Consider the following 24,307-nt stretch of genomic DNA (forward strand, 5'->3'; position numbering starts at 1 on the left):
ATTTTGTTGGAAAGTGTATTTATGAACGCCCGTGTGGAAAACCAAGTGCTGAGCCAGCTCAGCAACCGCCACCTGGATGCGCTGGAAGAAGAAACCATCTTCATCCTGCGCGAAGTGGCAGCCGCCTTTGAACGCCCCGCCCTGCTGTTTTCGGGCGGCAAGGATTCGCTGGTCATGCTGCGCTGTGCGGAAAAAGCTTTTGGCCGTGGCCGCCTGCCCTATCCGCTGCTGATGATCGACACGGGCCATAACTTTCCAGAAGTCACCGCATTCCGCGACTTTCGCGCCAAGGAGCTGGGTGCGGAGCTGATCGTGCGCAGCGTGGAAGACTCCATGGCCCGTGGCACGGTGCGCCTGGCCCACCCCGATGAGCCCCGCAATGCGCACCAGTCGGTCACGCTGCTGGAAGCCATTGAGGAATTCCGCTTTGACGCACTGATTGGCGGCGCACGCCGCGATGAGGAAAAGGCCCGCGCCAAGGAACGCATCTTCAGCCACCGCGACAGCTTTGGCCAGTGGCAGCCCAAGGCCCAGCGCCCCGAGCTGTGGACGCTGTTCAACACCCGCATTGCACCCGGTGAGCATTTCCGCGTGTTCCCCATCAGCAACTGGACGGAGCTGGACGTGTGGCAGTACATCGAGCGCGAGAACATCGCTTTGCCCAGCCTCTACTACAGCCACAAGCGCAACGTGGTGGAGCGCAAAGGCCTGCTGGTGCCTGTGACCGAACTCACCCCACCCAAAGACGGCGAAGCAGTGGTCGTGCGCGATGTGCGCTTCCGCACCCTGGGTGACATCACCTGCACCTGCCCGGTCGAGAGCAAGGCCGCCACTGCGGCAGACATCGTGATCGAAACGCTGGCTGCTGAAGTGAGCGAGCGAGGCGCCACCCGCATGGACGACAAGACCAGCGAGGCCTCCATGGAAAAGCGCAAGAAAGACGGGTATTTCTGATGACTACACAAACCATAGCTGCCAGCGCAGGCACAGCAAGCGCTACAAGCCAATTTGAGCCATATTCTGACCATGCCTCTGCCCTGCGCTTTATCACCTGCGGTTCCGTGGACGATGGCAAATCCACACTGATTGGCCGCCTGCTGGTAGACACCCGCGCCGTGCTGCAAGACCAGCTGGCGGGCGTGACCAAGTCGGGCGAAACCGATCTGGCCATGCTGACCGATGGCCTGTCTGCCGAGCGCGAGCAAGGCATCACCATTGACGTGGCCTACCGCTACTTCAACACCGATGCGCGCAAGTTCATCATTGGCGATGCGCCCGGCCATGAGCAGTACACCCGCAATATGGTGACAGCTGCTTCCAGCGCCGACGCTGCCGTGGTGCTGGTGGATGCCACCAAGCTGGAGTGGCAAAACCCGCAGCTCGCCCTGCTGCCGCAAACCCGCCGCCACAGCCTGCTGGTGCACCTGCTTCGCGTGCATTCGCTGGTGTTTGCGGTGAACAAGCTCGATGCCGTGGCTGACCCTGCGCAGGCCTTTGCCAACATCCAAGGCGCACTGCAGCGCTTTGCGCAAGAGGCTGGCATCGCTGTGACCGCCACCATCCCTGTCTCGGCGCTCAAGGGCTACAACGTGGTCAACCGCGAGGCCGGATGGGCAGGCTATGAAGGCCCGAGCCTTTTGCAACTGCTGGAGCAGCTGCCAAACACCCCTGCAGACGCCGATCTGCCGCTGGCTTTGCCTGTGCAGTGGGTGGAAAAATTTCACGACAGCGCCATCACCACCGAAGGCCGCCGTGTGTTCTGGGGCCGCGTGGCCGCAGGCCAGGCCCAGGTGGGCGCGCAGGTGCAGATTCTGCCCAGCGGCCAGCTGGCCACCATTGCCAAGGTCATTGACCATGCGCGTGCACCCAAGGAGGTCGCTGCGGGCCTGTCCGCAGGCATTACGCTGGACCGCGAAGTGGATGTCTCGCGCGGTGACTGGATTGTGGCGGCGCCCGTGCAGGCCGAAGTGGCAGACGATGACTTTGACACCCCCGCTGCCCAGCCCGCCTGGCCTGCCAGCCGCAATCTGACTGCCACCATTGCCTGGATGGACAATGAGCCACTCGTGCCCGGTCGCGTGTACTGGGCGCTGCATGGCCACCGCTGGGTCAAGGCCAAGGCGCAGCGTGTGGTGCACCGTCTGAATATCAACACCCTGCAAGAAGAAGCTGCCACGCAGCTGGAGCCCAACGCCATTGGCGTGGTGGAGCTGCTGCTGCAGGAGGCGATTCCCTCAGCCAGCTTTGCACATGCACGTGCATTGGGGTCTTTGATCCTGGTGGACACTGCCAGCAACGCCACCGCCGCAGCCGTACTGGTTCGCTGATCTGCGACAAACCAGAGCGCTGCACGTATAAATCTGCCGCCCGTCATGGCGCGGCGGCAGAAAAAACCTAGAATTGCGAGTTACACCTGAACTCCACTGCATAAGAAGAATCCCTCATGACACACGTCGTCACCGAAAACTGCATCAAGTGCAAATACACCGACTGCGTGGACGTTTGCCCCGTGGACTGCTTCCGCGAAGGCCCAAACTTCCTCGTGATTGACCCCGATGAGTGCATTGACTGCGCAGTCTGCATTCCCGAGTGCCCAGCCAACGCCATCTTTGCAGAAGAAGACGTTCCTGCCGATCAGCTGGCCTTCATCAAGCTGAACGCCGAACTGGCTGTGGCCAAGGGCTGGAAGAGCATTACCAAGCGTAAGGCTTCCCTGCCTGATGCCGACGAATGGAACGGTAAGGAAGGTAAGCTCGAACTGCTGGAGCGTTAAGCCCCCGTTTCGATCTGACACTTTCGATCTGAACAGCCCCAGCAATGGGGCTTTTTAATTGCCGGATACGCCTATGACCACCGAACACCTGAACCCTTGTGCCGCCATTGCAACCGACGTCGCCGTCATAGGCGCAGGGGCAGCGGGCATGTTTCAGGTGTTCCAGCTCGGGCTGCAGGGCCTGCATGTCCATCTGATTGACGCCTTGCCCCATCTGGGCGGCCAGTGTGCCGAGCTGTATCCGCACAAGCCCATTTATGACCTGCCCGGCATCAAGACCTGCACCGGTGCCGAACTGGTAGAGCGCCTGCGTGAGCAGATCGCCCCATTTGCCCCCACGCTGCATCTGGGCCAACAGGTCCAGACGCTGCAGCAGCAGGACGATGGCCGCTGGCTGCTGGGCACTACCGCAGGCACACAGTTGCTGGCCAAGGCCGTGGTGATTGCGGCAGGCGTGGGCTCCTTTGTGCCCAAGACCATCAAGGTCGAAGGCATTGAAGCCCTGGTGGGCCACAGCGTGCACTACCACCCGGCCGATCTTGGCCGCCTGCCGCTGCAAGGCCAGCAGGTACTGGTGCACGGTGGTGATGAACTGGCCGTGCAGGCTGCCATCGATGCACTGGCCTACCAACCCGCCAGCGTGACCCTGATGCACCGCCGCGCCGTGTTCAACGCCCCACAGGCCCTGCTCGATCAACTGCAGGCACAGCAGGACGCTGGCCGCATTCAGGTGCTGGCCGCCCAGCCGCTTGCGCTGCAGGCCACAGGTACAAACCTGCAAAGTGTGGAAGTGAGCCTGCCCGATGGCAGCACGCAGACCCTGCCCGTGCAGCAGTGGCTGGCCTACCAGGGCATTTCGCCCAAGCTCGGCCCCGTGGCGGACTGGGGTCTGGAGCTGGTGAAAAAACAGCTACCCGTGCATACCGGCACTTTTGTGACCGAAGCACCCGGCATCTATGCCGTGGGCGACATCAACACCTACCCCGGCAAACGCAAACTGCTGCTGTGCGCCTTCCATGAAGCCACGCTGGCGGCGTTTTCCATTGTGGAATATCTGACGGGCGAGCCTGTGCTGCTGCAATACACCACCACCAGCACCAAGCTGCACGAGCGGCTCGGTGTGCAGCACCAAAGCTTTACCGAACAGGCAAAAACGGCAGGATAGGCCCTACCAGCAGGCTTTGCGTAAAGCTGATGGCCGAGCGCCGCACCTGCTCCGTGCCCATGCTGGCCACCAGATCCAGCCGCGCGATGATCTTGCCCATCTCGCGCTCAAAGCTCAGGTTGCGGTCTGCCGCGCCCATGTGGTTGGACAGCAGCAGCACCTGCCCACCCGGCCCCCTGCGCGTATTGAGCACCCAGTTGGCAATTTCTACATTGCGCGCTGCGTTGTAGACGCGCTGGGGGTGAATGCGGTCCACCAGCGTAAAACGCGTCTTGCCGCCATGGGCCGTCACCAGCGTATTGCCCAAGGCATAAATCAGTGCACCCACGCGGTCTCCGGCAAAGTCCGGGCTCAGCGCGGTATTGAGTGCCTGCACATCGTGTTGGTCTTCCAGATCGTGCCAGCCCTGCTGCTCCAGCACCGCCAGCCGCACATAGGCCACCGCCGCTTCCAGTGAGGCCGCCGTCTTGCGCCATTCACGCGGGTTGCGGCGGTAGAGCTTTTCTGCCAGCAGCCACAGGCTGTTCAGGTTCTCCTGCATGGCCAGCGTGGCAAGGCGGCTGTTATCGGACTGCAGCATTTCCTGCATGGAAAAGCGCTCGCCCTTGACCTGCCCGTGCGGGGCCTGCACCGACGAAGCACAGCCTGCCAGAAATAGCGCGGCCACTGCCGCACAAAACGGAAGTGGCCAGCGTGGCTTGCAGGATGTAGACAAAACCATGTGCTGCAGCATAGCAAAGGCATCTGCGGCGGCATGCGGCGAACTGTCATAGATTGTCGGCAACGCGCGCGCTTTTTGACTTTTCTCAGAGGACTGCATGCAGCCCCGATTTTTCGGGCTATTACGCAAATAATGCTAAAAATCTGTATGTCAGTTTCATGCGCAGCCCATCATCAGGGGTAGATCACCGTATATTGCGTATTACTTTCCACACTGCCCGCATCTGGCGTACCCTCCGCATAATATTGTGTGAAATATGTCAAAACCGCACCGCGGTTTTTCACGGGGACCAACTTTACGTCCTGCGCATCTACGCCTTCATTGAGTTTTACCGGCGCCAAATCATCATTGAGAATCTGCAGCTCCACATTCTGTGCAGTTCCCAGATTAATCAGGCGATTGTTCTTATGTGAGGTATTGGCGCCAGGCTCAAAGAAGACGCCCACCTCTTCCAGATCTTCGTCACAGTTGCTCAGACGGATGCGAAATGGCGTGCGCCCTGAGGTTTCGCCGCTTTTCATCAGGGTTTCCACAGCGATGGTGGGCAATTTCACGGAAAAATCAGGACTGCCATCATTAATGGTACAGGTCTGACTGGTAATCATCCCTGTATAAGTAATCGTGCCACCTTTTGCCATGGCGCAAGTATGAAAAGATACGGCCATCAGTGCCGATACCACCATATATTTTTTTGTATTCTTCATAAGCTTGTTTATTACCATCGGGGTGTGATTCAAGCACCATAAATGGATGGACTGCCATTGGCTGCTTGCAGCCACCGCTTCCATGCGTCAGACAAACGCTCGTATGTACTGGTCAGCGCTGCCGGGCCTGTGTGCCGCAGAGCGCAGGGTCTGTACGCTCAGCAGCGCAGCTGCCCCCACCCCACCCGTTAGGATCTCTAAACTCACTGTAGGGGCATTAACGACATCGCCAGACAAGACGTCCGCCATCGCCCAGAATCCGCTGCAAGCACTTCCACACTAGAGGGCCGCTGAGACAGCGGCTTTTTTGTTGGCGGTGCATTTGGCATGGTCCGTACAGTCCTGCAGGCTGTGCGGACCTTTGAACTGGATTCCCAACCGCTCGTTTATGTCCGCAGACTCCACCGCGTCTTCTTTGCGCCGCAGCCTCAAAGCTCGGCACATGTCCATGATCGCCATTGGCGGCTCCATCGGTACAGGTCTTTTTGTGGCCTCCGGTGCCACCATTTCGCAGGCTGGCCCCGGCGGCGCCCTGCTGGCTTACTGCGTCATCGGTCTGATGGTGTACTTCCTGATGACCAGCCTGGGCGAGATGGCCTCGCACCTGCCCGTCTCAGGTTCGTTTGCCACCTATGGTGCCAAGTATGTGGACGAAGGCTTTGGCTTCGCGCTGGGCTGGAACTACTGGTACAACTGGGCCGTCACCATTGCCGTGGACCTGGTGGCCGCCCAGCTGGTCATGGCCTACTGGTTCCCCGAGGTCAACGGCCTGCTATGGAGTGCCATCTTCCTGGCGCTGATGTTTGGCCTGAACGCGCTGAGCGCCCGGGGCTTTGGCGAGTCGGAATTCTGGTTTGCGGCCATCAAGGTCGTGACCGTGCTGGTCTTCATCGGCATTGGCCTGCTCATGGTGTTCGGCATCATGACCGGCGGCGCACCTGATGGCATCTGGGGCAATATTGCCAACTTCACGACGGGCGACGCCCCCTTTGCTGGTGGCTTTGCAGCCCTCATTGGCGTGGCCATGATTGTGGGCTTTTCCTTCCAGGGTACAGAGCTGATCGGCATTGCCGCTGGTGAGTCAGAAAACCCCGCCAAGAACGTGCCCCGCGCCGTGCGCAAGGTGTTCTGGCGCATTCTGCTGTTCTATGTGTTCGCCATCCTCATCATTGGCCTGCTCATTCCCTATACCGACCCCAAGCTGCTGCGCAACGACCTGGGCGACATCAGCGTCAGCCCCTTTACCCTGGTGTTTGAGCGCGCCGGTCTGCTGGGTGCGGCCGCTGTCATGAATGCCGTGGTGCTGACCTCGGTGCTGTCTGCCGGCAACTCCGGCATGTACGCCTCTACCCGCATGCTGTATGCGCTGGCCAAGCAAGGCATGGCCCCCAAGATCTTTGCCTATGTGAACAGCAATGGCGTGCCCATTCTGGCCCTGCTGGCTACCACCGTGATCGCGGCCCTGTGCTTTCTGACCAATGTGTTCAGCCCTGAGGCCGTGTACATCTGGCTGCTGAACCTGTCCGGCATGTGCGGCTTTATCGCCTGGCTGGGCATTGCCATCAGCCACTACCGCTTCCGCCGCGCCTGCATCGTGCAGGGCTTTGACACCAACCAGCTGCCCTACCGCGCTGCGCTGTTCCCCATTGGCCCTGTGTTTGCCTTTGTGCTGTGCCTGATCATCACCCTGGGCCAGAACTACGAAGCCTTCCTGGCCGACACCATTGACTGGACTGGCGCCATTGCCACCTATATCGGCATTCCGCTGTTCCTCATCATCTGGTGGGGCTACAAGCTGGCCAAGGGCTCGCGCTTTGTGAAGCTCAAGGACATGGACATCAGCGGCACGCACTAAGCTGGATGTGCCACAGGCCACCCCCCGCGCGGCCTTGCCCTTCCAAGCCCCACTTGCTGGGGCTTTGTTATTGCTGCACTCCGAAAAAAAGAGCTGTCAGCGCTTGGAATGACTGGGTTTCAGCCAAAAAACTTCCTGAAACCCAATAAACACCAGCGCTGGCAGCTCTTTCTATGAGAGCACCTGCTCTTGGACGGCCCGAAATGGCCTGAAATGGCTTACACCGAACGCATCAGTCCACCATCGACCCGAATGTTCTGGCCGTTGATGTACGCCCCGCCTTCGCTGGCAAGGAAAGCAATCGTTGCCGCAATCTCTTCCACCGTGCCATAGCGCTGCATGGGCACGGCCGCGCGGCGCTCATCTTTTTCGGGCAGGCTGTTGTGCATTCTTTGTGCGGATGAACATCTTCACCGCGCTGCACGCCTAGATTGTCAAGACAGCACAGGGCTTCGTGCTCACACACAAATCTCAATACATCCTAGGTTTTTTTACTATCTCAATATCTGCCGTTTCTAGAGCAGCATCCAACCAGCTGGGCTTCAAATCGCCACGGTCAATAGCATCCATACGGTCTTGCTCGCGCTGCTTTTTCGCGGCTGCAGCTGCGACCAAAGATGCCAACGCTGCCTCGGTCATAACAACCACACCATCGTCATCGCCCAGCACCCAATCGCCGTGGTGGACCTCGACACCGCCGCATTGGATCGCACCATACAAACTGCCAGGCCCCTCTTTAAAAGGCCCAGCCGGATGCACAGCCACGGCAAAGGCAGGCAACCCCAAGGCTTGGAGCTCCTGTACATCGCGCATGGCACCATCAATTACCACCCCTGCAAGCCCCGTGGCTTTGGCTTGGGTCATCATGATGCCGCCCATCAAGGCTCGCTCGGTATAACCGCCACCGTCTACCACCAGCACATCTCCCCGCTGGGCACGGGCCAAGGCGGCATGAATGGCCAAGTTGTCGCCTGGGGCCACACGCACCGTCAGCGCTTTGCCTACCAGTTGCTTGCCGGGGGTGAGGCTGCGTATGCGACTGTGCATGGTGCAGGCGCCCACATCGGCCAGCAAGGTGCTTGAGAGTTCTAGCAATTGGGAATATGTCATAGCCATTTCCTGAAATTAACGGTTTTGTGCACACAGCAAGGCATCCAGCCGTGGATAGACCTTGCGCGCGTTGTGCTCGAAGAGCTTGGCCCGTACCGCGTCGTGCACCACCGTGGACGACTGCACGTAGCGTTTGGTGTGGTCGTAGTGAAAACCCGTCATGGGATCAACACCTTTGACGGCACCGTGTGTTTCAGAGGCAAACAAGATGTTGTCTTCCGGTATGACGCTGAGCAGCAGGTCAATACCCGGCTGGTGGTAGACACAGGTGTCAAAAAACACGTTGTTCAGCAACTGCTCTACCGGTGGCCGTCCCAATTGCTGGGCCAAGCCCCGGTAACGTCCCCAGTGGTAAGGCACCGCACCGCCGCCGTGCGGAATCACAAAGCGCAGCGTCGGAAAATCCACGAACAGATTCCCCTGAATGAACTGCATGAACGCCGTGGTGTCCGCATTCAGATAGTGCGCCCCTGTGTGGTGAAAGTTGGGATTGCATGAGCAGCTTACGTGCACCATGGCGGGGACATCCAGCTCCACCAGTTTTTCATACAGCGGGTACCAGTAGCGATCAGTCAGCGGCGGGCCTGTCCAATACCCGTCTGAAGGGTCTGGGTTGAGGTTGCAGCCCACAAAACCCAGCTCCTGCACACAGCGCACCAGTTCATCGACTGCATAGGACAAATCTGCCCCCGGCGACTGTGGCAGCTGGCACACCCCCACAAACTCCTTGGGGTACAAGCTGCAAACGCGGTGAATCAAATCGTTGCACGCCCGCGTCCAATTGATGCTGGTTTGCACATCGCCTACGTGGTGCTCCATCGCGCCTGCGGTTGGCGAGAACAGCGTCACATCAATGCCCCGTGCGCGTTGTGTGGCCAGCTGATTTTTCTCCAGACTTTCCCGGATCTGTTCGTCACTGATGGCCTGGGCGCCGTCAAAGACAGGTCGCAGGTCCGTGTGCAACTGCGCTTTTTGGAGTTTGCGAAATTCCGCCAATGCAGCGGGTGAGGTTGTGTAATGCCCGTGGCAATCGATGATCATGGAACGTGCCTGCTCAGTTCAAATGAATGCCCGCTTCTTTGATCACTTTGTCCCACTGGGCTGTTTCTTTGCGGGTGCGATCGGCCAGAACCTCTGCAGTGGTTACATGTAAATCCACACCTTGGTCACGCAGGCGTTCTTCAAACTGGGCATCGCTGCCCAGTTTTTGCAGCGCTTGGCTGAGTTTGCTCACCACGTTCTGCGGCAAACCTGCTGGGCCATAGATACCGTACCAGGTGACGTACTCAAACCCCGGCAAGGCTTCTTTGATCAACGGGTAGTTCTGGTAAGTGGGCGACTTGGACTCAGCCGTCACACCCACCACGTTGATCAAGCCCTTGTCGACCATGCCCTTCATGGAAGGCAGGCTACTGAACATGGCTTGCACCTGGCCCGAGGCCAAGTCCGTCATGGCCTGCGACGATCCCTTGTACGCCAAGTGCTGCCCCTGAATTCCAGCTTCTTTCATAAATAGCTCAGCAGCCAAATGGGCCAAACCGCCCACACCGGCCGATGCCATGTTCAAACTGCCCGGATTGGCGCGGGCGTATTCAATCAGCTCCTTGGTGTTTTTGGCAGGCAACTTGCCCGTTGTAACCAGTACGTGGGGGCTGGTAGTGACCATGCCCACAGGGCTGAGTTGGGTCAGAATGTCCACACGGTTCTTGGTCAGCAAGGGCTGAATCACGACATTGCCCGAGGCAGCAAACAGCAAGGTATAGCCATCTGCCGGTGCACGCGATACGGCATTGATCGCAGGCACCCCAGCCCCGCCGCCCATGTTTTCCACCACCACGGTTTGGCCCAGATCTTTACCCAAGTCTTGGGCAAACTCTCGTGCCACCACATCGGCCGGACCGCCCGCGGCAAAAGGAACCACCAGACGCAAGCTTTTGCTGGGGAACCCATCACTTTGCGCCCAGGCACCGCCTGCCACGCCCCATGCAGCGCATGCGACCACCGTTGCTTTGAGAAGAGTGCGTTTGCTCAACATATTTGTCTCCTTATGGTGCGCTCCTGTGTTGGGAGCAAACGCATGGTAGTAAGCGCACCAACTTAGGTACACAGCGTTACGTTAGGCGTAACGCTGTTGGATACCAGCAAGGCTTACAACGAACGCGGCGCAAGCAACCAGCGCTAAGAGGCCGCAGCACTCAGTTGGGGTGCCAGGTCGAACGCAGCGCAGAGGCACTCACGCCACCCAGCTTCCACGAAATCTGTGCTGCTGCCTGCATCACGGCCGGGGCGTAGCTGTGCAGCTGGGCATCGCTCAAGCGGTCGGCCGGCCCCGCCACCGACACCGACCCCAGCACCGATCGCCGTGTCCCATACACCACCACCGCGACACTGGCCGAGGTAGCGCTGCGCTCACCACGCGTCACGCTGTAGCCTTGGCGGCGAATCTCGTCGTAGATGGCACCGGGCTCCCCCAGCGCTGCCAAAATCACCCGCCCCGCTGAGCCACGGTCCAGCGGCAGCACTTCGCCCGAGCGCACGTGCTGGGGAAGTGCTCTGGGACCTTCGTAGCGCAGCAAGCAGCTGCGGGCGTTGTTTTCGTAGACGTAGAGCGAGGCACTCTCACCACTCATTTGCGACAACTCCACCAAGTACGGTTCAACGATGGTGTTCACATCAAACTGCGCTTGGTAGCGTGCGCCCAGCAAACCCGCACTGGGGCCTAAGCGCCAGGCACCATCCTCGCGCCGAACCAAGTAACGGGCATGCTCCAGGGTACGCGCCAGACGCAGCACCGTAGGCTTGTGCATGCCCGTTCGGCGTGCCAACTCTGCCAAGGACACAAAGCTTTCGTCGCCATAGAAAGCATTGAGCACACGCAAAGCGCGGGACACCGCCACGACATGCGAGTCCGACGCTGCAGGCAGTTCAGAACGCTCGGACTCAGGCATGGCGATGTCTGCCGCTATAGAAAGATGAAGCTAAAAACTGCAAGCGATTACACCGAACGCATCAGCCCGCCATCGACCCGAATATTCTGGCCGTTGATATAGGCGCCACCTTCAGAAGCCAAGAAGGCAATCGTGGCCGCAATCTCTTCCACCGTGCCATAGCGCTGCATGGGCACGGCCGCGCGGCGCTCGTCTTTTTCGGGCAGGCTGTTGATCCAGCCGGGCAGCACATTGTTCATGCGCACGCCATGCCTGGCGTATTCGTCCACAAACAGCTTGGCAAAGCTCGCCAGCCCCGCACGCGCCACGGCAGACGTCGGGAACAAATCCACCGGCTCAAACGTCCAAGCGCTGGAGATATTGACAATCGCACCTCCCCCTTGGCTCACCATGATCGGCGTCACACAGCGCGCCGCGCGCACGATGTTGAGCAAATAGGCATCCATGCCAGCATGCCAGTCGGCATCCGTCAACTCCAGCACCGGCGCGCGCGGGCCTTTGCCTGCGGAGTTGACCAGCACATCGACGCGGCCCCAGCGTTCCATGACCAGATCGACGAGTTTCTGGATATCGGCCTGGCTCTGGTTGGTGCCGGTGACGCCGATGCCGCCCAGCTCCTGGGCCAGTGCTTCGGCTTTGCCAGACGATGACAGCAAGCCCACGTGGTAGCCGTCAGCGGCAAGTTTGCGGGCAGTGGCTGCGCCAATGCCGGAGCCTGCGGCGATGATGATGGCGGTTTTCTCTAAATTCATTTACGAGCAATTTCTAAATCAATAACTCTCTTGAGGTCTTCATTCATGCTAATAGTTGGATTTTTTATCTTTGATAAACCTTTTAGTTTTCCGGGACTACTGGAAAATTTATTTTTTGCAGATTCTAAAATCTTCTCTAATAAAACTTTACCTTTTACAGTTCTTGAACAAAACTCACCAAGATCACGCCACCGCATTGATGGGACGCTAACCTCACTAGCGTTTATCCCACCTGTAGCAGATGTATATAGACGGTTAAAATCTATTTCGACTTGATCTCTATCTAGCAATAACAAAGCATCACTGATTAATTCATTTGCTTCATCTATACTGATTTCAAAAACATTACTAATGTGTTCAGGGTCACAAAAAGCTGCTTCAATGTCAGATCCTTTAGGCATCCATAGGTTAACTTCACATGAATCGTAACCCATTTTTTTCTCTAAAGCTTTTTTATCCCTATCTGATAAAAAATCTCTGTCCCTATGAATAATAACTTTTATCCCAAGAGATGCTCTTAACCTCTTTATAGCTGAACCATTTGGCAAAGACCCAGACCCATACGTTGGCCATATTAGAATTTTTCTTTTCAAATCAGGCCATTGATTCAATATTGAATCCATGAATTCAATATTACCATCTTCAGTTATTATCATTAGGTCTTTATCAAGGGCTCCCCATCCCATTCTATTTCTAATAACTTGTTCATTTTCATTTTTGTTAACTCCATTAGAAATCCAGTGCACTTCCGATATCGCACTTGATGACTTAACAAGATTTGGGGAATGCGTGGCAATTATGTATTGCGTTTCTGGGAATATTTTTGAAGCTTCCTCTATTGCAGAAATCAGTCTCTCTTGAGTTCCTGGATGTAGGTGTGAGTCCGGCTCATCAATCAAGAGAAGTTTTGGTTTGAAATGCAAAAGGTAGGCAAAAATTTGCACTACTTGCAAAAAACCTGTTCCAGCCATCTCAAGTGAGCGCCATTGCTGATCAATTTTTTTACCAGCAACCACCATATCAGGTGTCAAAAATTTTGCCTCGATATTTACATCTCGAAGCCGATCAAATTTAACCCAAAATCTAACTTTAGGAAAAACTTTGCCAACCCAATTATTTAATTCAGACAACTCAACAAACTTATCTATATTTTCATTGCCTTGCTGAGATATTGCCAGACCTAAAAGTATATGTCTTAAAACAGATCCTCCTTCACCTGAAGCTGCTTTCCTATGCAAAACAGGGGTTGCAAGTAAAGATTCTGCCTCTGAAAGCCCTGCCAATCCTGGTATATATGAAGTTATTCTTGAAGAAGCATTAATCAACGATGATAAAGTACCTCTTACAGAAGCCTTGACGCCTGCATCATTTCTCGTTGAACTTAAATCAATAATAAGATTTTTACCGTTTGACTCTAATGTAATCTTTATTTTTGGAGATGCTGCTTCGCTATTAAGCTTAATACTGTGCCCTAAATATAAAAAATCCCTGCTAGGGACATAATCCATTCTTTCAAGTGTTACTTTGTCATTGCCATCTTTGAGAACAGCACATCGAATAGCCCAGTGAATTCCTTTTAGAATGGATGACTTCCCTGATCCATTCTCACCAACAAGAAGAGTTACAGGACCTAGCTTGATTAGGCCAGAGTCCTTGATCCTCATAAACTTCTCAATTCTTACAGAGGTGAACATTTTTATTTAAAAAATTCAATATCAGAAGCCAAACAACCCTTTTCCAAACAAATAATTGAATTAGAAAATGATTTTATTTCCTTAGAGTATTTGTCAATTAATAAAATTGAATGCCCCAAATTTTTTAATTTATTCAAACACTCCCAAATCTCCTCCCTCACCACCGGCGCCAACCCCTCCGTCGCCTCATCCAAAATCAGCAACTTGGGATTCGTCGATAAAGCCCGCCCAATCGCCAGCATCTGCTGTTCACCGCCCGAAAGCTGGTTGCCCATATGGTGTTCACGCTCTTTGAGGCGTGGGAACAGCTCATAGATGCGCGGTAAATCCCAAACACTCTCTTGCTTTGCATCAGGTTTTCGCGCAAAGGCTATCAAGTGCTCCTTGACGGTTAAATTGGCAAAACACATGCGCCCTTCGGGCACCAGTGCAATGCCTCGGCGGGCAATTTCGTCGGCAGGAAGATTCGTAATCTCTTTGCCCTCAAAGAAAATCTGCCCCTTGCGCACGGGCAAAGCGCCGGTAATGCATTTGATGGTGGTGGATTTACCCATGCCATTGCGGCCCATGAGGCTGACGACCTGGTGCGGTTCAATCGTCAAACTCACGCCAAATAGCACCTGACTGGCGCCATAGCCTGCTTCGATGTTGCGCACTTCGAGCAATGGTGTCGTGGAACCGCTCATGCCGCGCCCTCTTCTAGTTGTTCTTCTAACTCATCCTCTTGGCCCAGATACACGGCCTGCACACGCGCATCGTGCTGGATTTGCGCGGCTGTGCCCTGTGCAAACACCTTGCCATAGACCAGCACGGTAATGCGGTCGGCCAGTTGGAACACGGCGTCCATATCGTGCTCGATGAGCAAAATCGCCATGTCTTTGCGCAGCTGTTGGATCAGCTCCACCATTTCTTCGGACTCTGCGGGCCCCATGCCTGCCATGGGCTCGTCCAGCAGCAGCAGTTTGGGTGTGGCGGCAATGGCCAAGGCGACATCGAGCTTGCGCTGCGCGCCGTGGGGCAAGGTGCCGGCCACGGTATTCCATTGGCCTTCCAGCTGCACACGGTGCGCCAGCTCCCATGCTTTGGCTTGGAGTGCTGCATCCTTGTCGCGCACTTTGAACCAGCGAAAGCTATTGCTGTGGTGGGCCTGCACGGCCAGCAGCAGGTTTTCGGCCACGGTCAGCTTCGGAAAAATGCTCGTAATTTGAAAGCAGCGCGACAGGCCCGCTGCCACGCGCTGGTGGGGGGCAAGGTGGATGAGTTCCTGCCCGTCGAGCTTCAGCGACCCACCATCGGCAGGCAGCAGGCCCGAGATCAGATGCACCAGCGTGGATTTGCCTGCGCCGTTGGGGCCGATCAGGGCGTGGATTTCGCCTTTTTCCACGGCCAGCGAAACATGGTCCGTCGCCGTGAGCGCGCCAAAGCGTTTGACGAGGTTTTGAATAGAAAGCAGGCTCATGCGGCGTCCTTACTGCGCTGGGCGCTCTGCTTTTTAGCTGCGCTGTCTTTTTTGGCAAAGAATGCCGCCAAGCCCCTGGGGGCCAGAAACACCACGGCCACCAGCAGCAGGCCCATGGGGGCGTGCCAGTAGTCCGTGTGCTGCTTGAGCAGTTCTTCCAGCACCAGCCACACGGCCACGCCCAGCGGCGCGCCCCAGCGCAGGCCAATGCCGCCAATGACGACCATCACAATCAGCAGGGCCGACTGGTTCCACTGCATCAGGCTGGGGCTGACAAACAGGTTTTGCGTGGCTAGCAGTGCGCCCGACAAGGCGGCAATGCTGCCTGCCAGCGCAAAGGCCAGCAGCTTGAGCCGCACCGTGGGGTAGCCCATGGCCTGCATGCGCGTTTCGTTGTCACGAATGCCTTCCAGCGCGCGGCCAAAGTAGGAGCGCTCGATGCGCGAAAGCACCAAAAAGAGTGATGCAAAGGCAAGCAGTACCAGGCTAAACAGCCAGTTGCCTTGTGCATCTACACCTTCCCACAGTTGCAGGGGGCTGTACATGGTGTAGCCATCATCCCCACCCCAGAAGCGCAGCGACACGGCCAGGTAGTACAGCATCTGCGCAAAGGCCAGCGTAATCATGATGAAGTACACGCCCCTGGTGCGCACGGCCACCAGCCCGATCAGGCCCGACACCACAAAGCCCGCCACGGCCGCGACCAGCCAGATGAGCCAGGCGTTGCTGTAGCCACCCTCCACCATGGCGACCACGGCATAGGCCCCCACGCCCACAAAACCGGCATGGCCCAAGGCGACCAGGCCTGCGCGGCCGATGAGAAAGTTCAGACTCAGCGCCGCAATACTCACGATGAGGATGCGGCGCACAAAGTCCACGTAGTAATCCAGCCCCAGCGCGGGTGCGACCCACGGAAAGGCGCCAAGCACGATCACCAGCGCAGCCAGCACACTGTGGCTGACCCAGCGCGCATGGGCGGTGGATGCCATCGGCGGCGGGTTCTGCGCAGCGCTGTATGTATTGACAGGGTTTGAATGCATCACAAGAAAACCGCCCTTTTAACCATGCGCCGGGAACAGGCCCGAAGGTTTGAACACCAGCACACCCGCCATCAGCACATACATGGCAATGCTGGCCACGGCGGGGCCAATGTCCGCCGCCAGCGTGGGCGAGAGCACCTCGCGCAGCAGCGGCGGCAGCAAGGCGCGGCCAGCGGTATCAACAAGGCCCACGAGCAGACTGGCAATGAGTGCGCCGCGCACCGAGCCAATGCCGCCGATCACAATCACCACCAGCGCTGGGATGAGAATGCTCTCCCCCATGCCCACCTGCACGGCGCTGATGGGGGCCATGAGTGCCCCCGCCAAAGCCGCCAGCGCCGCCCCCATGGCAAAGACGATGGCAAACACGCGGTTCACGCGAATACCCATCCACTGCGCCATCTGGCGGTTGGACGCGCCCGCGCGCACCCACATGCCGAGCTTGGTGTGGCTGACCAGCAGGTACAGCGCCAGCGCGGCGGCCAGGCCTGCGGCCAGAATCAGCAGGCGGTAGCTGGGATATGGCAGAAAGCCGAACAGCTGAACCGGCCCCGAGAGCGCCGCCGGGGTGGACGCCATGATGGGCGAAGGCCCCCAGATGGCTTTGACCACATCGTCCGCAATCAAGATGACGCCAAAGGTGGCAAGTACCTGGCTCAGGTGGTCACGCGCATAGAGCTTGCGAATGAGCACGGCCTCCAGCACCGCAGCCAGGGCCACCGTGACGGCAATGCCCACCGCAATCGCCAGCAAGAAAGAGCCGCTGTGCGTATGCACGCTGGCCGAGACATAGCCCCCGGCCATAAACAGCGCGCCGTGCGCGAGGTTGAGCGTGTCCATGATGCCGAACACCAGCGTGAGGCCCGCAGCCAGCAGAAACAGCATGAGGCCATAGCCCAGGCCGTTGAGGGTTTGCTCCAGTAAAAAAACCAGATCCATTGCAGCCTGCCCTTAAAACAATGGCGCGCCCAAAGGCACGTTCTGGTCTGGCACACAGAGCACGACATGGCCGTTTGCATCGGGAAAGCCTGTGACCAGGCATTCGCTCATGACCGGGCCAATCTGCTTTTTGGGAAAGTTCACCACGGCCACGACCTGTTTGCCAATCAGCGCCTCGGGCGTGTAGTGGTGGGTAATCTGCGCGCTGGATTTTTTGATGCCCAGCTCCGGGCCAAAGTCCACCTGCAGCAGGTAAGCCGGTTTGCGCGCTTGGGCAAACACCTCGGCCGCCACAATGCGGCCTACGCGCAGCTGGACGCGGGCAAAGTCATCCCAGGTAATGGTTTCCATATTTTTGATAGCGGCTAGCGCTTATTTCATAGCACATTGGGCCGAAAAACTATCTTGGTGAGCGGTATAGATCTTGCCGGGCTGCAGCTGGTTGGTGATCTGGCCGTCTGCGGTCTTGACCACCTGGCGCAGGTAGTAGTCCTGGGTGAGGAACTGGTTGTTGCCGTAGCTGACGTTGCCGCGCACGGAGTCAAACTTGGCGGTCTTGAGCGCTTTGGCCAGCGCAGCCTTGTCGTCCACCTTGCCGCCCGTGGCTTTGACGGCAGCGTCCATGTTCATCACCACGTCATAGGCAAAAGCGGCGTACAGCGTGGGCAGGCGGCCATAGGCTTTCTGGAACTCGGCCACAAACTGCTTGTTGGCGGCGTTGTCCAGATCGTGTGCGTAGCTGGAGGCGTTGTAGATGCCGACCATGGGCTCGCCCACGGCGGCGATGATGTCCTGGTCAGCGGTAAAGGGCGAGGAAATGAGCACCATGTCCTTGTTCAGACCCGCGCCCATGAACTGCTTGATGAAGTTGATGCCCATGCCGCCGGGCTGGAAGATGTAGACCGCATCGGGCTTGGCGGCGCGCAGCTGGGCAATTTCTGCCGCAAAGTCCAGCTGGCCGACCTTGGTGTACACCTCATCCGCCACCGGCTGGGCATAGGCGCGCTTGAAGCCGTTGACGGCATCCTTGCCTGCGGGGTAGTTGGGCGCGAGCACGACGACTTTCTTGTAGCCCTTGTCCGCAGCGTGTTTGCCCGCAGCTTCGTGCATGGCGTCGTTCTGGTAGCTGGTGCCAAAGAAGTACGGGTTGCACTGCTTGCCCGCCAGCTGGCTGGGGCCGGGGTTGGCCGAGAGGAACGGCACCTTGGCGTTAAACAAGGTGGGGCCCACGGCCAGCACCACGTTAGAACCCACGGGGCCGGTGAAGAAATCAATCTTGTCGCGCTTGACGAAGCGGTCCACCAGCTGGCGCGCGGTTTCAGGGTTGCCCGCCATGTCGGCCTGAATCAATTCCACGGGCACGCCGCCCAGCTTGTTGTCCAGCAGCTTGGCGGCCAGATTCAGGCCATCACGGATTTCCACACCAGGTCCCGCAAATGGGCCGGAGATATCGAGCGCCACGCCCACCTTAATGGGGTCTTGCGCCCAGGCGGCAGTGGTCAGCGATGCGGCAAAGGCGGCGACAGCGGTGGCGCGCAGGGCCAGGCGGTGGATGGTGCTCATGTCTCTTTGTCTCAAATATCAGAATCGTGGAATGAATGCTGCGGCGCAGCAACGGCGATCAATCGCCGCAAGCCTACACAGCGCAGCCGTTTTTGAGGAGCGCGGGCATGGGGCCATTGGTGCAATCACAACAGTTGCATCAAGGGGCAGGCGTTGACAAACCCATGAGTTGCAGTGCCGTCTGGTGCACGATGGACTGCGCATCTGCCAGCTGCAGCGGCAAATCAAAATGGTTGGTGGCGGGGGCTTCCACCCACTGCCCCGGCAGCAGGCGGGCATTCCAGGCCGCCAGATATTCGCGCGACTGGCGGTGAAATTCTCGGCTTTCAAACTCCCCCACGGCTACACGCAGCTGGCACTGGCTATGGGTGCTTGCGTCTGGCAGCAGAAAGCGTGGGCTGTTGCGCAGGGCGGCAGCGTCGTCCATCTGCATCCAGCCGTTGATGTGGGTGTGCAGCAGCGGCTGCAGGTCAAACAGGCCACTCAGGGGGAAGGCCGAGGCGGGCGTTGCACTGGCGGGCAAGTCATACTCTTCCTGCCAGCCCTTGGCCAGCAGCATGCCGACCAGATGACCGCCTGCGGAGCTGCCGCAGACGCAGATATTGCGAGCATCACCACCGTAGATGGCGATGTTGCGCACCACCCAGGCAAACATCTGGCGCATCTGATCGACGATGTGGTCCAGCGTCACCGCCGGGGCCAGATCGTACTCAGGCACGACCACCATGGCCCCAGCCTGCGTGAGCGCCGGGGCCATGAAGGCCGAATCGTTCTTGCTCAGGGCCCGCCAGTAGCCACCGTGGATAAATATAAAAACAGGAGCGCCTTGCGCTTGCTGTTGCGTGCTTTGGGGTAGATATATATCCAGAACGTCGGTACTGCGTGCGCTATAAGCTACGTTTTTAATAGCTCGAAGTTGCGAAGCAGCCTGGCTTTCCTGGGTGTAGCGGGCAATCAGGGCTGCCGCATCCTGCACACTGGCGCGGGCGTTGTACTGGCGGTCGTAATAGGCTTGCGCATTGCTGCCTGGCATGGCGTGGTCTCCGGTGGTTGCGCAGCAGCATAAGAAACAAAATCGCCTGCAGGCTGAATAAACGCTGAATAGGCTGCGCCACCTCAGCCCAGCGCGGCAATCACCTCGGGGGGGGCCTGCACCAGCTCAATCAGCACGCCCTCGCCTGCGATGGGAAACTCGTCATTGCTTTTGGGGTGCAGAAAGCAGATGTCGTAACCTGCCGCCCCCTTGCGGATGCCGCCGGGCGCAAAGCGCACGCCCTGGGCGGTAAGCCACTCTACGGCCTTGGGCAGATCGTCAATCCACAGGCCAATGTGGTTGAGCGGCGTGGTGTGAACGGCGGGTTTTTTGTCGATGTCCAGCGGCTGCATGATGTCCACTTCCACCTTCATCGCGCCCTTGCCCATGGCGAGGATGTCTTCATCCACGTTTTCGCGCTCAGACTGGAAAGTGCCGGTCTGCTCCAGGCCCAGCATGTCCACCCAGAGCTTTTTCATGCGCTGTTTGTCGGTGCCACCAATGGCAACTTGCTGGATGCCCAGGACCTTGAAGGGGCGTGCGGTGATGTTCATGGCTGTCTCCTTATCGTTTTCATAGCTGTCAGCGCTTACTGGTATTGCGCTGGAGCATGATTTTTATAGTCATTCTTCGTTTCGAGGTGGTGCTACAAGCCAGCCAAGCAAAGCTTGGCGGTTCAGACGCGACGCAAAGCTGCAGACAGTAGCAGCGCTACGGCAAAGCTTTGCAACAAAGTCTGAAGGCTTGTAGCAACACCGCCCCGATCATTCAAATTCCAGAATCACATCGTCAACAGCCAGCGACGCCCCCTTGCCTGCGCTGATCTTGCGCACCACGCCGTCCTGGCTGGCGAAGAGGATGTTTTCCATCTTCATGGCTTCGATGACGGCGAGCTTCTCACCCGCCTGCACCTTCTGGCCTTCCTGCACGGCCACATCTACCAGCAAGCCTGGCATGGGCGAGAGCAGGAACCGGGACATGTCTGGCGGCGCCTTGTAGGGCATCAGTTCATGGAACTTGGCCCCCTTGGGTGAGAGCACCAGCGCATCAATCTGCGTGCCGTTGTGGGTGATGCGCAATGCCAGCGGATTCTTGGGCGTGCCGCGCTCTACCTGCACGGTAAAGGGTTGACCATTGCAAAGTCCCTGCAGTCGCACTTCACGCATGGCGCTGAAGCTCTGGAACTCATAGCGCTTGCCGCTGGCGTTGAGCGTGACCGTGCTCTTGCGGCTGTCGAACTCAAAGTCAGACACTGTGACGCTGTGGTGCTGGTTCTGGCCTTCTGCACCCAGGACGATGACGGTGTAGTCCGCAGACACGACCACCTCATGCCCGTTCATCTGCCCGCTGATGGTGGCCGCACGTGCGCGGTAGCGGCGGTTCATGTGGGCGGCCAGCGCAACGAGGAAATCCGGGTCGCTGTGCGGCACATCACTGGCGTTAAAGCCGTGGGCATAGTGCTCGGCAATAAAACCGGTGTTGAAGTCACCCGTCTGGAATTTGGGGTGGGCCAGCAGCGCGGCCTGGAACGGGATGTTGGAGCTGATGCCGCGAATCACAAAGCCGTTGAGCGCCTCACGCATCTTGGCAATCGCATCGTTGCGGTCTTTGCCGTGGACGATGAGCTTGGCAATCATCGAGTCGTAGTACATGGGGATCTCGCCCCCTTCGTACACGCCCGTGTCTACGCGCACGCCGTGCAGGTGTTCGGTGTCGGCCTGCCACATGGTCTGCTCCGGAGGGTTAAAGCGCACCAGGCGGCCCGTCGATGGCAGGAAGTTGCGGAATGGGTCTTCGGCATTGATGCGGCACTCCATGGCCCAGCCATCGCGCTTGACGTCTTCCTGGCGGATGGCGAGTTTTTCACCGGCGGCGATGCGGATCATCTGCTCCACCAGGTCCAGCCCGGTGATGCATTCGGTGACAGGGTGCTCTACCTGCAGGCGGGTGTTCATCTCCAGGAAGTAGAAGTCCTGGTTTTTGCCCACCACAAACTCCACTGTGCCTGCGGACTGGTAGCCCACGGCCTTGGCCAGTGCCACCGCCTGCTCGCCCATGGCTTTGCGCGTGGCATCGCTGATGAAAGGCGAAGGCGCTTCTTCAATCACTTTCTGGTGGCGGCGCTGGATGGAGCATTCGCGCTCGTTCAGGTAGATGACGTTGCCGTGCGCATCGCCCAGCACCTGAATTTCAATGTGGCGCGGCTGCTCCACAAACTTTTCGATAAAGATGCGGTCATCACCAAAGCTGTTGCGCGCCTCGTTCTGGCAGGAGGCAAAGCCATCGAAGGCTTCCTTGTCGTCAAAGGCTACGCGCAGACCCTTGCCGCCGCCGCCAGCCGAGGCCTTGATCATCACGGGGTAGCCAATGCCTTTGGCAATTTCCACGGCCTGCTCAGGACCAGCGATGGGGTCGTTGTAGCCGGGAATGGTGTTCACACCGGCTTCGTTGGCCAGCTTCTTGGATGCAATCTTGTCGCCCATGGCGGCAATGGCTGCATGCTTGGGGCCGATAAAGACAATGCCCTCTTCCTCCAGACGGCGGGCAAAGGCTTCGTTCTCACTCAAAAAACCATAGCCGGGGTGCACGGCCTGTGCGCCGGTCTGCTTGCAGGCGGCAATGATGCGGTCGGCCTGCAGATAGGACTCACGGCTGGGCGCTGGGCCAATGTGCACGGCTTCATCGGCCAGCTTGACGTGGCGGGCTTCCTTGTCCGCTTCGGAGTAGACCGCAACAGTCTGGATGCCCATTTTCTTGGCGGTGGCGATGACTCTGCATGCGATCTCGCCACGGTTGGCGATCAGGATTTTTGTAAACATGATCTTTGTCTCTTTCTTGTACTTGCTTTAAGCAGCAGGTTTATCCATGGAGGTGGTGAGACAGCCCAGCGAAGCGACCGAGGCGCGGCGCATGGGCGCAGGCAGTAGCAGCGCTACGGCAAGCCCATGCAACAAAGCATCGGGGGGCTGTATCACCGCCGCCCCTTACAGAGGGATGTTGCCGTGCTTGCGCCATGGATTCTCTAACTGCTTGTTTTTCAACATCTCCAACGAACGGCAGATGCGCTTGCGCGTTTCGTGCGGCTGAATCACATCGTCAATAAAGCCACGAGCCCCAGCCACAAAGGGGTTGGCAAAGCGGGCCTTGTATTCGGCCTCGCGGGCAGCGAGCTTTTCGGGGTCGTGCTTGTCTTCGCGGAAGATGATTTCCACGGCGCCCTTGGCGCCCATCACGGCAATTTCGGCATGGGGCCAGGCCAGATTCACATCGCCGCGCAGGTGCTTGGAAGCCATCACGTCATACGCGCCACCGTAGGCCTTGCGGGTGATGACGGTGATCTTGGGCACGGTGCATTCCGCATACGCATAGAGCAGCTTGGCACCGTGCTTGATGATGCCGCCGTATTCCTGCGATGTGCCAGGCATGAAGCCGGGTACGTCCACAAAGGTGATGACGGGGATGTTGAACGCATCACAAAAGCGCACAAAACGCGCGGCCTTGATGCTGGACTTGATGTCCAGACAGCCTGCCAGCACCAGCGGCTGGTTGGCCACAATGCCTACGGTCTGGCCGCGCATGCGGGCAAAGCCAATCGAGATGTTCTTGGCGTAGTCAGGCTGCAGCTCGAAGAAGTCGCCGTCATCCACGGTCTTGAGGATGAGCTCCTTCATGTCATAGGGCTGGTTGGGGTTGCTGGGCACCAGGGTGTTGAGCGACATGTCGGCACGGTCGGCCGGGTCTGTCGTCGCACGCACCGGGGCTTTTTCCTTGTTATTCAGCGGCAGGTAGTTGTACAGGCGGCGCAGCATCATCAGCGCCTCTACATCGTTGTCGAAAGCCAGATCGGCTACGCCGCTCTTGGTGGTGTGGGTGATGGCACCGCCCAGCTCTTCGGCCGTGACTTCTTCGTGCGTGACGGTTTTCACCACTTCAGGGCCGGTCACAAACATATAGCTGCTGTCCTTGACCATGAAGATAAAGTCCGTCATGGCGGGCGAGTACACCGCCCCACCAGCGCAAGGGCCCATGATCATGGAAATCTGCGGAATCACGCCTGAAGCCAGCACGTTTTTCTGGAAGACATCGGCATAACCACCCAAGGACGCTACGCCCTCCTGAATGCGTGCACCGCCGGAGTCGTTCAGCCCAATGACCGGAGCGCCCACCTTCATGGCCTGGTCCATGATCTTGCAGATCTTCTCTGCATGGGTTTCTGACAGCGCCCCGCCGAACACGGTGAAGTCCTGGCTGAAGACAAACACCAGGCGGCCGTTGATCATGCCGTAGCCCGTCACTACGCCGTCACCGGGGATCTTGGTGTTCTCCATGCCAAAGTCGGTGCAGCGGTGCTCGACGAACATGTCCCATTCTTCAAAAGTTCCGTCGTCCAGCAGCAGTTCGATGCGTTCACGGGCTGTGAGCTTGCCCTTGCGGTGCTGGGCGTCGATTCTTTTCTGTCCGCCGCCCAGGCGGGCCATTTCTCTTTTCGCTTCGAGCTGGGCCAGGATGTTGTTCGATTCCATATGTCTTCCTCAGATCCTCTTCAGATAA

Annotated in this window: 23 protein-coding genes and 1 pseudogene; 5 read left to right on the top strand and 19 right to left on the bottom strand. The window is 58.1% G+C overall.

All coding sequences use genetic code 11. The annotated features are described in order from the left end of the window. Positions 1 to 21 precede the first annotated feature (21 nt). From cysD to B5M06_RS14235, 4 genes are all read left to right on the top strand, one after another. Positions 22 to 954, top strand: coding sequence for a sulfate adenylyltransferase subunit CysD (cysD, locus tag B5M06_RS14220; protein ID WP_054067080.1), 933 nt, complete (start codon positions 22 to 24; stop codon positions 952 to 954). Next, complete coding sequence (locus B5M06_RS14225) at positions 954 to 2,327, top strand: sulfate adenylyltransferase subunit 1 (protein ID WP_054067079.1); 1,374 nt, start codon at positions 954 to 956, stop codon at positions 2,325 to 2,327. Before cysD ends, B5M06_RS14225 begins: the two co-directional genes overlap by 1 nt. 116 nt (positions 2,328 to 2,443) lie before the next feature. Continuing rightward, a complete protein-coding gene (gene fdxA, locus B5M06_RS14230) occupies positions 2,444 to 2,773 on the top strand; it encodes a ferredoxin FdxA (RefSeq protein ID WP_054067078.1) in 330 nt (109 codons plus the stop codon). Between the two features lie 73 nt (positions 2,774 to 2,846). Continuing rightward, positions 2,847 to 3,938, top strand: a complete 1,092-nt coding sequence (locus B5M06_RS14235; protein ID WP_054067077.1) for an NAD(P)/FAD-dependent oxidoreductase — start codon at positions 2,847 to 2,849, stop codon at positions 3,936 to 3,938. Here B5M06_RS14235 and B5M06_RS14240 read toward each other — a convergent pair. Together B5M06_RS14240 and B5M06_RS14245 are read right to left on the bottom strand one after the other, a co-directional pair. After that, a complete protein-coding gene (locus B5M06_RS14240) occupies positions 3,910 to 4,659 on the bottom strand; it encodes a hypothetical protein (protein WP_054067104.1) in 750 nt (249 codons plus the stop codon). The genes B5M06_RS14235 and B5M06_RS14240 overlap by 29 nt on opposite strands. Positions 4,660 to 4,832: 173 nt before the next feature. Beyond that, a complete protein-coding gene (locus B5M06_RS14245; protein ID WP_080025270.1) occupies positions 4,833 to 5,447 on the bottom strand; it encodes a fimbrial protein in 615 nt (204 codons plus the stop codon). A gap of 304 nt (positions 5,448 to 5,751) precedes the next feature. Between B5M06_RS14245 and B5M06_RS14250 the strand changes: the two genes are divergently transcribed. Continuing rightward, positions 5,752 to 7,218, top strand: coding sequence for an amino acid permease (locus B5M06_RS14250; RefSeq protein WP_054067103.1), 1,467 nt, complete (start codon positions 5,752 to 5,754; stop codon positions 7,216 to 7,218). 218 nt (positions 7,219 to 7,436) lie between these two features. On the opposite strand, the pseudogene B5M06_RS14255 reads toward B5M06_RS14250, so the two are convergent. From B5M06_RS14255 to B5M06_RS14335, 17 genes and pseudogenes are all read right to left on the bottom strand, one after another. Continuing rightward, positions 7,437 to 7,601, bottom strand: a pseudogene (locus B5M06_RS14255) (SDR family oxidoreductase); the annotation flags it as partial. Positions 7,602 to 7,689: 88 nt separating this feature from the next. Further along, positions 7,690 to 8,328 (bottom strand): RraA family protein, encoded by a 639-nt coding sequence (locus B5M06_RS14260; protein WP_054067102.1) that lies wholly within the window; start codon positions 8,326 to 8,328, stop codon positions 7,690 to 7,692. Between the two features lie 15 nt (positions 8,329 to 8,343). Continuing rightward, positions 8,344 to 9,369 (bottom strand): amidohydrolase family protein, encoded by a 1,026-nt coding sequence (locus B5M06_RS14265; RefSeq protein ID WP_054067075.1) that lies wholly within the window; start codon positions 9,367 to 9,369, stop codon positions 8,344 to 8,346. Between the two features lie 13 nt (positions 9,370 to 9,382). Then, on the bottom strand, positions 9,383 to 10,363 hold the full coding sequence (locus tag B5M06_RS14270) for a Bug family tripartite tricarboxylate transporter substrate binding protein (protein ID WP_077393567.1): 981 nt from the start codon (positions 10,361 to 10,363) through the stop codon (positions 9,383 to 9,385). A 160-nt stretch (positions 10,364 to 10,523) separates the two neighbouring features. Continuing rightward, positions 10,524 to 11,276 carry an IclR family transcriptional regulator gene (locus B5M06_RS14275; RefSeq protein ID WP_054067074.1) on the bottom strand — a complete coding sequence of 251 codons (753 nt, stop codon included), beginning with the start codon at positions 11,274 to 11,276 and terminating at the stop codon, positions 10,524 to 10,526. A gap of 47 nt (positions 11,277 to 11,323) precedes the next feature. Then, on the bottom strand, positions 11,324 to 12,028 hold the full coding sequence (locus tag B5M06_RS14280; protein ID WP_054067073.1) for an SDR family oxidoreductase: 705 nt from the start codon (positions 12,026 to 12,028) through the stop codon (positions 11,324 to 11,326). Continuing rightward, the gene (locus tag B5M06_RS14285; RefSeq protein WP_080025271.1) at positions 12,025 to 13,722 is read right to left on the bottom strand and encodes an ATP-dependent nuclease; all 1,698 of its coding nucleotides are present in this window, start codon (positions 13,720 to 13,722) and stop codon (positions 12,025 to 12,027) included. The genes B5M06_RS14280 and B5M06_RS14285 overlap by 4 nt, the downstream gene beginning before the upstream one ends. A gap of 2 nt (positions 13,723 to 13,724) precedes the next feature. Then, complete coding sequence (locus B5M06_RS14290) at positions 13,725 to 14,387, bottom strand: ABC transporter ATP-binding protein (RefSeq protein ID WP_054067072.1); 663 nt, start codon at positions 14,385 to 14,387, stop codon at positions 13,725 to 13,727. 17 nt (positions 14,388 to 14,404) lie between these two features. Further along, entirely contained in the window at positions 14,405 to 15,181 is a 777-nt protein-coding gene (locus B5M06_RS14295; RefSeq protein WP_054067071.1) for an ABC transporter ATP-binding protein, read from the bottom strand. Further along, positions 15,178 to 16,170, bottom strand: a complete 993-nt coding sequence (locus B5M06_RS14300; RefSeq protein ID WP_054067070.1) for a branched-chain amino acid ABC transporter permease — start codon at positions 16,168 to 16,170, stop codon at positions 15,178 to 15,180. Before B5M06_RS14300 ends, B5M06_RS14295 begins: the two co-directional genes overlap by 4 nt. Before the next feature lie 69 nt (positions 16,171 to 16,239). Further along, positions 16,240 to 17,160, bottom strand: a complete 921-nt coding sequence (locus B5M06_RS14305) for a branched-chain amino acid ABC transporter permease (RefSeq protein ID WP_077344989.1) — start codon at positions 17,158 to 17,160, stop codon at positions 16,240 to 16,242. A 12-nt stretch (positions 17,161 to 17,172) separates the two neighbouring features. Next, positions 17,173 to 17,511: a tRNA-binding protein gene (locus B5M06_RS14310; protein WP_054067065.1), complete on the bottom strand. Its 339-nt coding sequence runs from the start codon at positions 17,509 to 17,511 to the stop codon at positions 17,173 to 17,175. A 21-nt stretch (positions 17,512 to 17,532) separates the two neighbouring features. Then, positions 17,533 to 18,723, bottom strand: a complete 1,191-nt coding sequence (locus B5M06_RS14315) for an ABC transporter substrate-binding protein (RefSeq protein WP_054067064.1) — start codon at positions 18,721 to 18,723, stop codon at positions 17,533 to 17,535. Positions 18,724 to 18,862: 139 nt separating this feature from the next. Then, positions 18,863 to 19,756, bottom strand: coding sequence for an alpha/beta hydrolase (locus B5M06_RS14320; protein ID WP_054067063.1), 894 nt, complete (start codon positions 19,754 to 19,756; stop codon positions 18,863 to 18,865). Positions 19,757 to 19,839: 83 nt separating this feature from the next. Then, positions 19,840 to 20,310, bottom strand: a complete 471-nt coding sequence (locus B5M06_RS14325) for a VOC family protein (RefSeq protein ID WP_054067062.1) — start codon at positions 20,308 to 20,310, stop codon at positions 19,840 to 19,842. Positions 20,311 to 20,520: 210 nt separating this feature from the next. After that, positions 20,521 to 22,575 carry an acetyl-CoA carboxylase biotin carboxylase subunit gene (gene accC, locus B5M06_RS14330; RefSeq protein WP_054067061.1) on the bottom strand — a complete coding sequence of 685 codons (2,055 nt, stop codon included), beginning with the start codon at positions 22,573 to 22,575 and terminating at the stop codon, positions 20,521 to 20,523. 165 nt (positions 22,576 to 22,740) lie between these two features. Beyond that, positions 22,741 to 24,279 (bottom strand): acyl-CoA carboxylase subunit beta, encoded by a 1,539-nt coding sequence (locus B5M06_RS14335; RefSeq protein WP_054067060.1) that lies wholly within the window; start codon positions 24,277 to 24,279, stop codon positions 22,741 to 22,743. Between the last annotated feature and the right edge of the window lie 28 nt (positions 24,280 to 24,307).

Origin of the sequence: Comamonas kerstersii (assembly GCF_002056725.1) — a bacterium.
In the GTDB taxonomy this organism is placed as follows: Bacteria; Pseudomonadota; Gammaproteobacteria; order Burkholderiales; family Burkholderiaceae_C; genus Comamonas; species Comamonas kerstersii.

What these genes read in the sequence shown, in the direction of transcription:
- cysD (WP_054067080.1), top strand. Translation starts at nt 22, where the DNA reads ATGAACGCCCGTGTGGAAAACCAAGTGCTGAGCCAGCTCAGCAACCGC.
- B5M06_RS14225 (WP_054067079.1), top strand. Translation starts at nt 954, where the DNA reads ATGACTACACAAACCATAGCTGCCAGCGCAGGCACAGCAAGCGCTACA.
- fdxA (WP_054067078.1), top strand. Translation starts at nt 2,444, where the DNA reads ATGACACACGTCGTCACCGAAAACTGCATCAAGTGCAAATACACCGAC.
- B5M06_RS14235 (WP_054067077.1), top strand. Translation starts at nt 2,847, where the DNA reads ATGACCACCGAACACCTGAACCCTTGTGCCGCCATTGCAACCGACGTC.
- B5M06_RS14240 (WP_054067104.1), bottom strand. Translation starts at nt 4,659, where the DNA reads ATGGTTTTGTCTACATCCTGCAAGCCACGCTGGCCACTTCCGTTTTGT.
- B5M06_RS14245 (WP_080025270.1), bottom strand. Translation starts at nt 5,447, where the DNA reads ATGGAAGCGGTGGCTGCAAGCAGCCAATGGCAGTCCATCCATTTATGG.
- B5M06_RS14250 (WP_054067103.1), top strand. Translation starts at nt 5,752, where the DNA reads ATGTCCGCAGACTCCACCGCGTCTTCTTTGCGCCGCAGCCTCAAAGCT.
- B5M06_RS14260 (WP_054067102.1), bottom strand. Translation starts at nt 8,328, where the DNA reads ATGACATATTCCCAATTGCTAGAACTCTCAAGCACCTTGCTGGCCGAT.
- B5M06_RS14265 (WP_054067075.1), bottom strand. Translation starts at nt 9,369, where the DNA reads ATGATCATCGATTGCCACGGGCATTACACAACCTCACCCGCTGCATTG.
- B5M06_RS14270 (WP_077393567.1), bottom strand. Translation starts at nt 10,363, where the DNA reads ATGTTGAGCAAACGCACTCTTCTCAAAGCAACGGTGGTCGCATGCGCT.
- B5M06_RS14275 (WP_054067074.1), bottom strand. Translation starts at nt 11,276, where the DNA reads ATGCCTGAGTCCGAGCGTTCTGAACTGCCTGCAGCGTCGGACTCGCAT.
- B5M06_RS14280 (WP_054067073.1), bottom strand. Translation starts at nt 12,028, where the DNA reads ATGAATTTAGAGAAAACCGCCATCATCATCGCCGCAGGCTCCGGCATT.
- B5M06_RS14285 (WP_080025271.1), bottom strand. Translation starts at nt 13,722, where the DNA reads ATGTTCACCTCTGTAAGAATTGAGAAGTTTATGAGGATCAAGGACTCT.
- B5M06_RS14295 (WP_054067071.1), bottom strand. Translation starts at nt 15,181, where the DNA reads ATGAGCCTGCTTTCTATTCAAAACCTCGTCAAACGCTTTGGCGCGCTC.
- B5M06_RS14300 (WP_054067070.1), bottom strand. Translation starts at nt 16,170, where the DNA reads ATGGCATCCACCGCCCATGCGCGCTGGGTCAGCCACAGTGTGCTGGCT.
- B5M06_RS14305 (WP_077344989.1), bottom strand. Translation starts at nt 17,160, where the DNA reads ATGGATCTGGTTTTTTTACTGGAGCAAACCCTCAACGGCCTGGGCTAT.
- B5M06_RS14310 (WP_054067065.1), bottom strand. Translation starts at nt 17,511, where the DNA reads ATGGAAACCATTACCTGGGATGACTTTGCCCGCGTCCAGCTGCGCGTA.
- B5M06_RS14315 (WP_054067064.1), bottom strand. Translation starts at nt 18,723, where the DNA reads ATGAGCACCATCCACCGCCTGGCCCTGCGCGCCACCGCTGTCGCCGCC.
- B5M06_RS14320 (WP_054067063.1), bottom strand. Translation starts at nt 19,756, where the DNA reads ATGCCAGGCAGCAATGCGCAAGCCTATTACGACCGCCAGTACAACGCC.
- B5M06_RS14325 (WP_054067062.1), bottom strand. Translation starts at nt 20,310, where the DNA reads ATGAACATCACCGCACGCCCCTTCAAGGTCCTGGGCATCCAGCAAGTT.
- accC (WP_054067061.1), bottom strand. Translation starts at nt 22,575, where the DNA reads ATGTTTACAAAAATCCTGATCGCCAACCGTGGCGAGATCGCATGCAGA.
- B5M06_RS14335 (WP_054067060.1), bottom strand. Translation starts at nt 24,279, where the DNA reads ATGGAATCGAACAACATCCTGGCCCAGCTCGAAGCGAAAAGAGAAATG.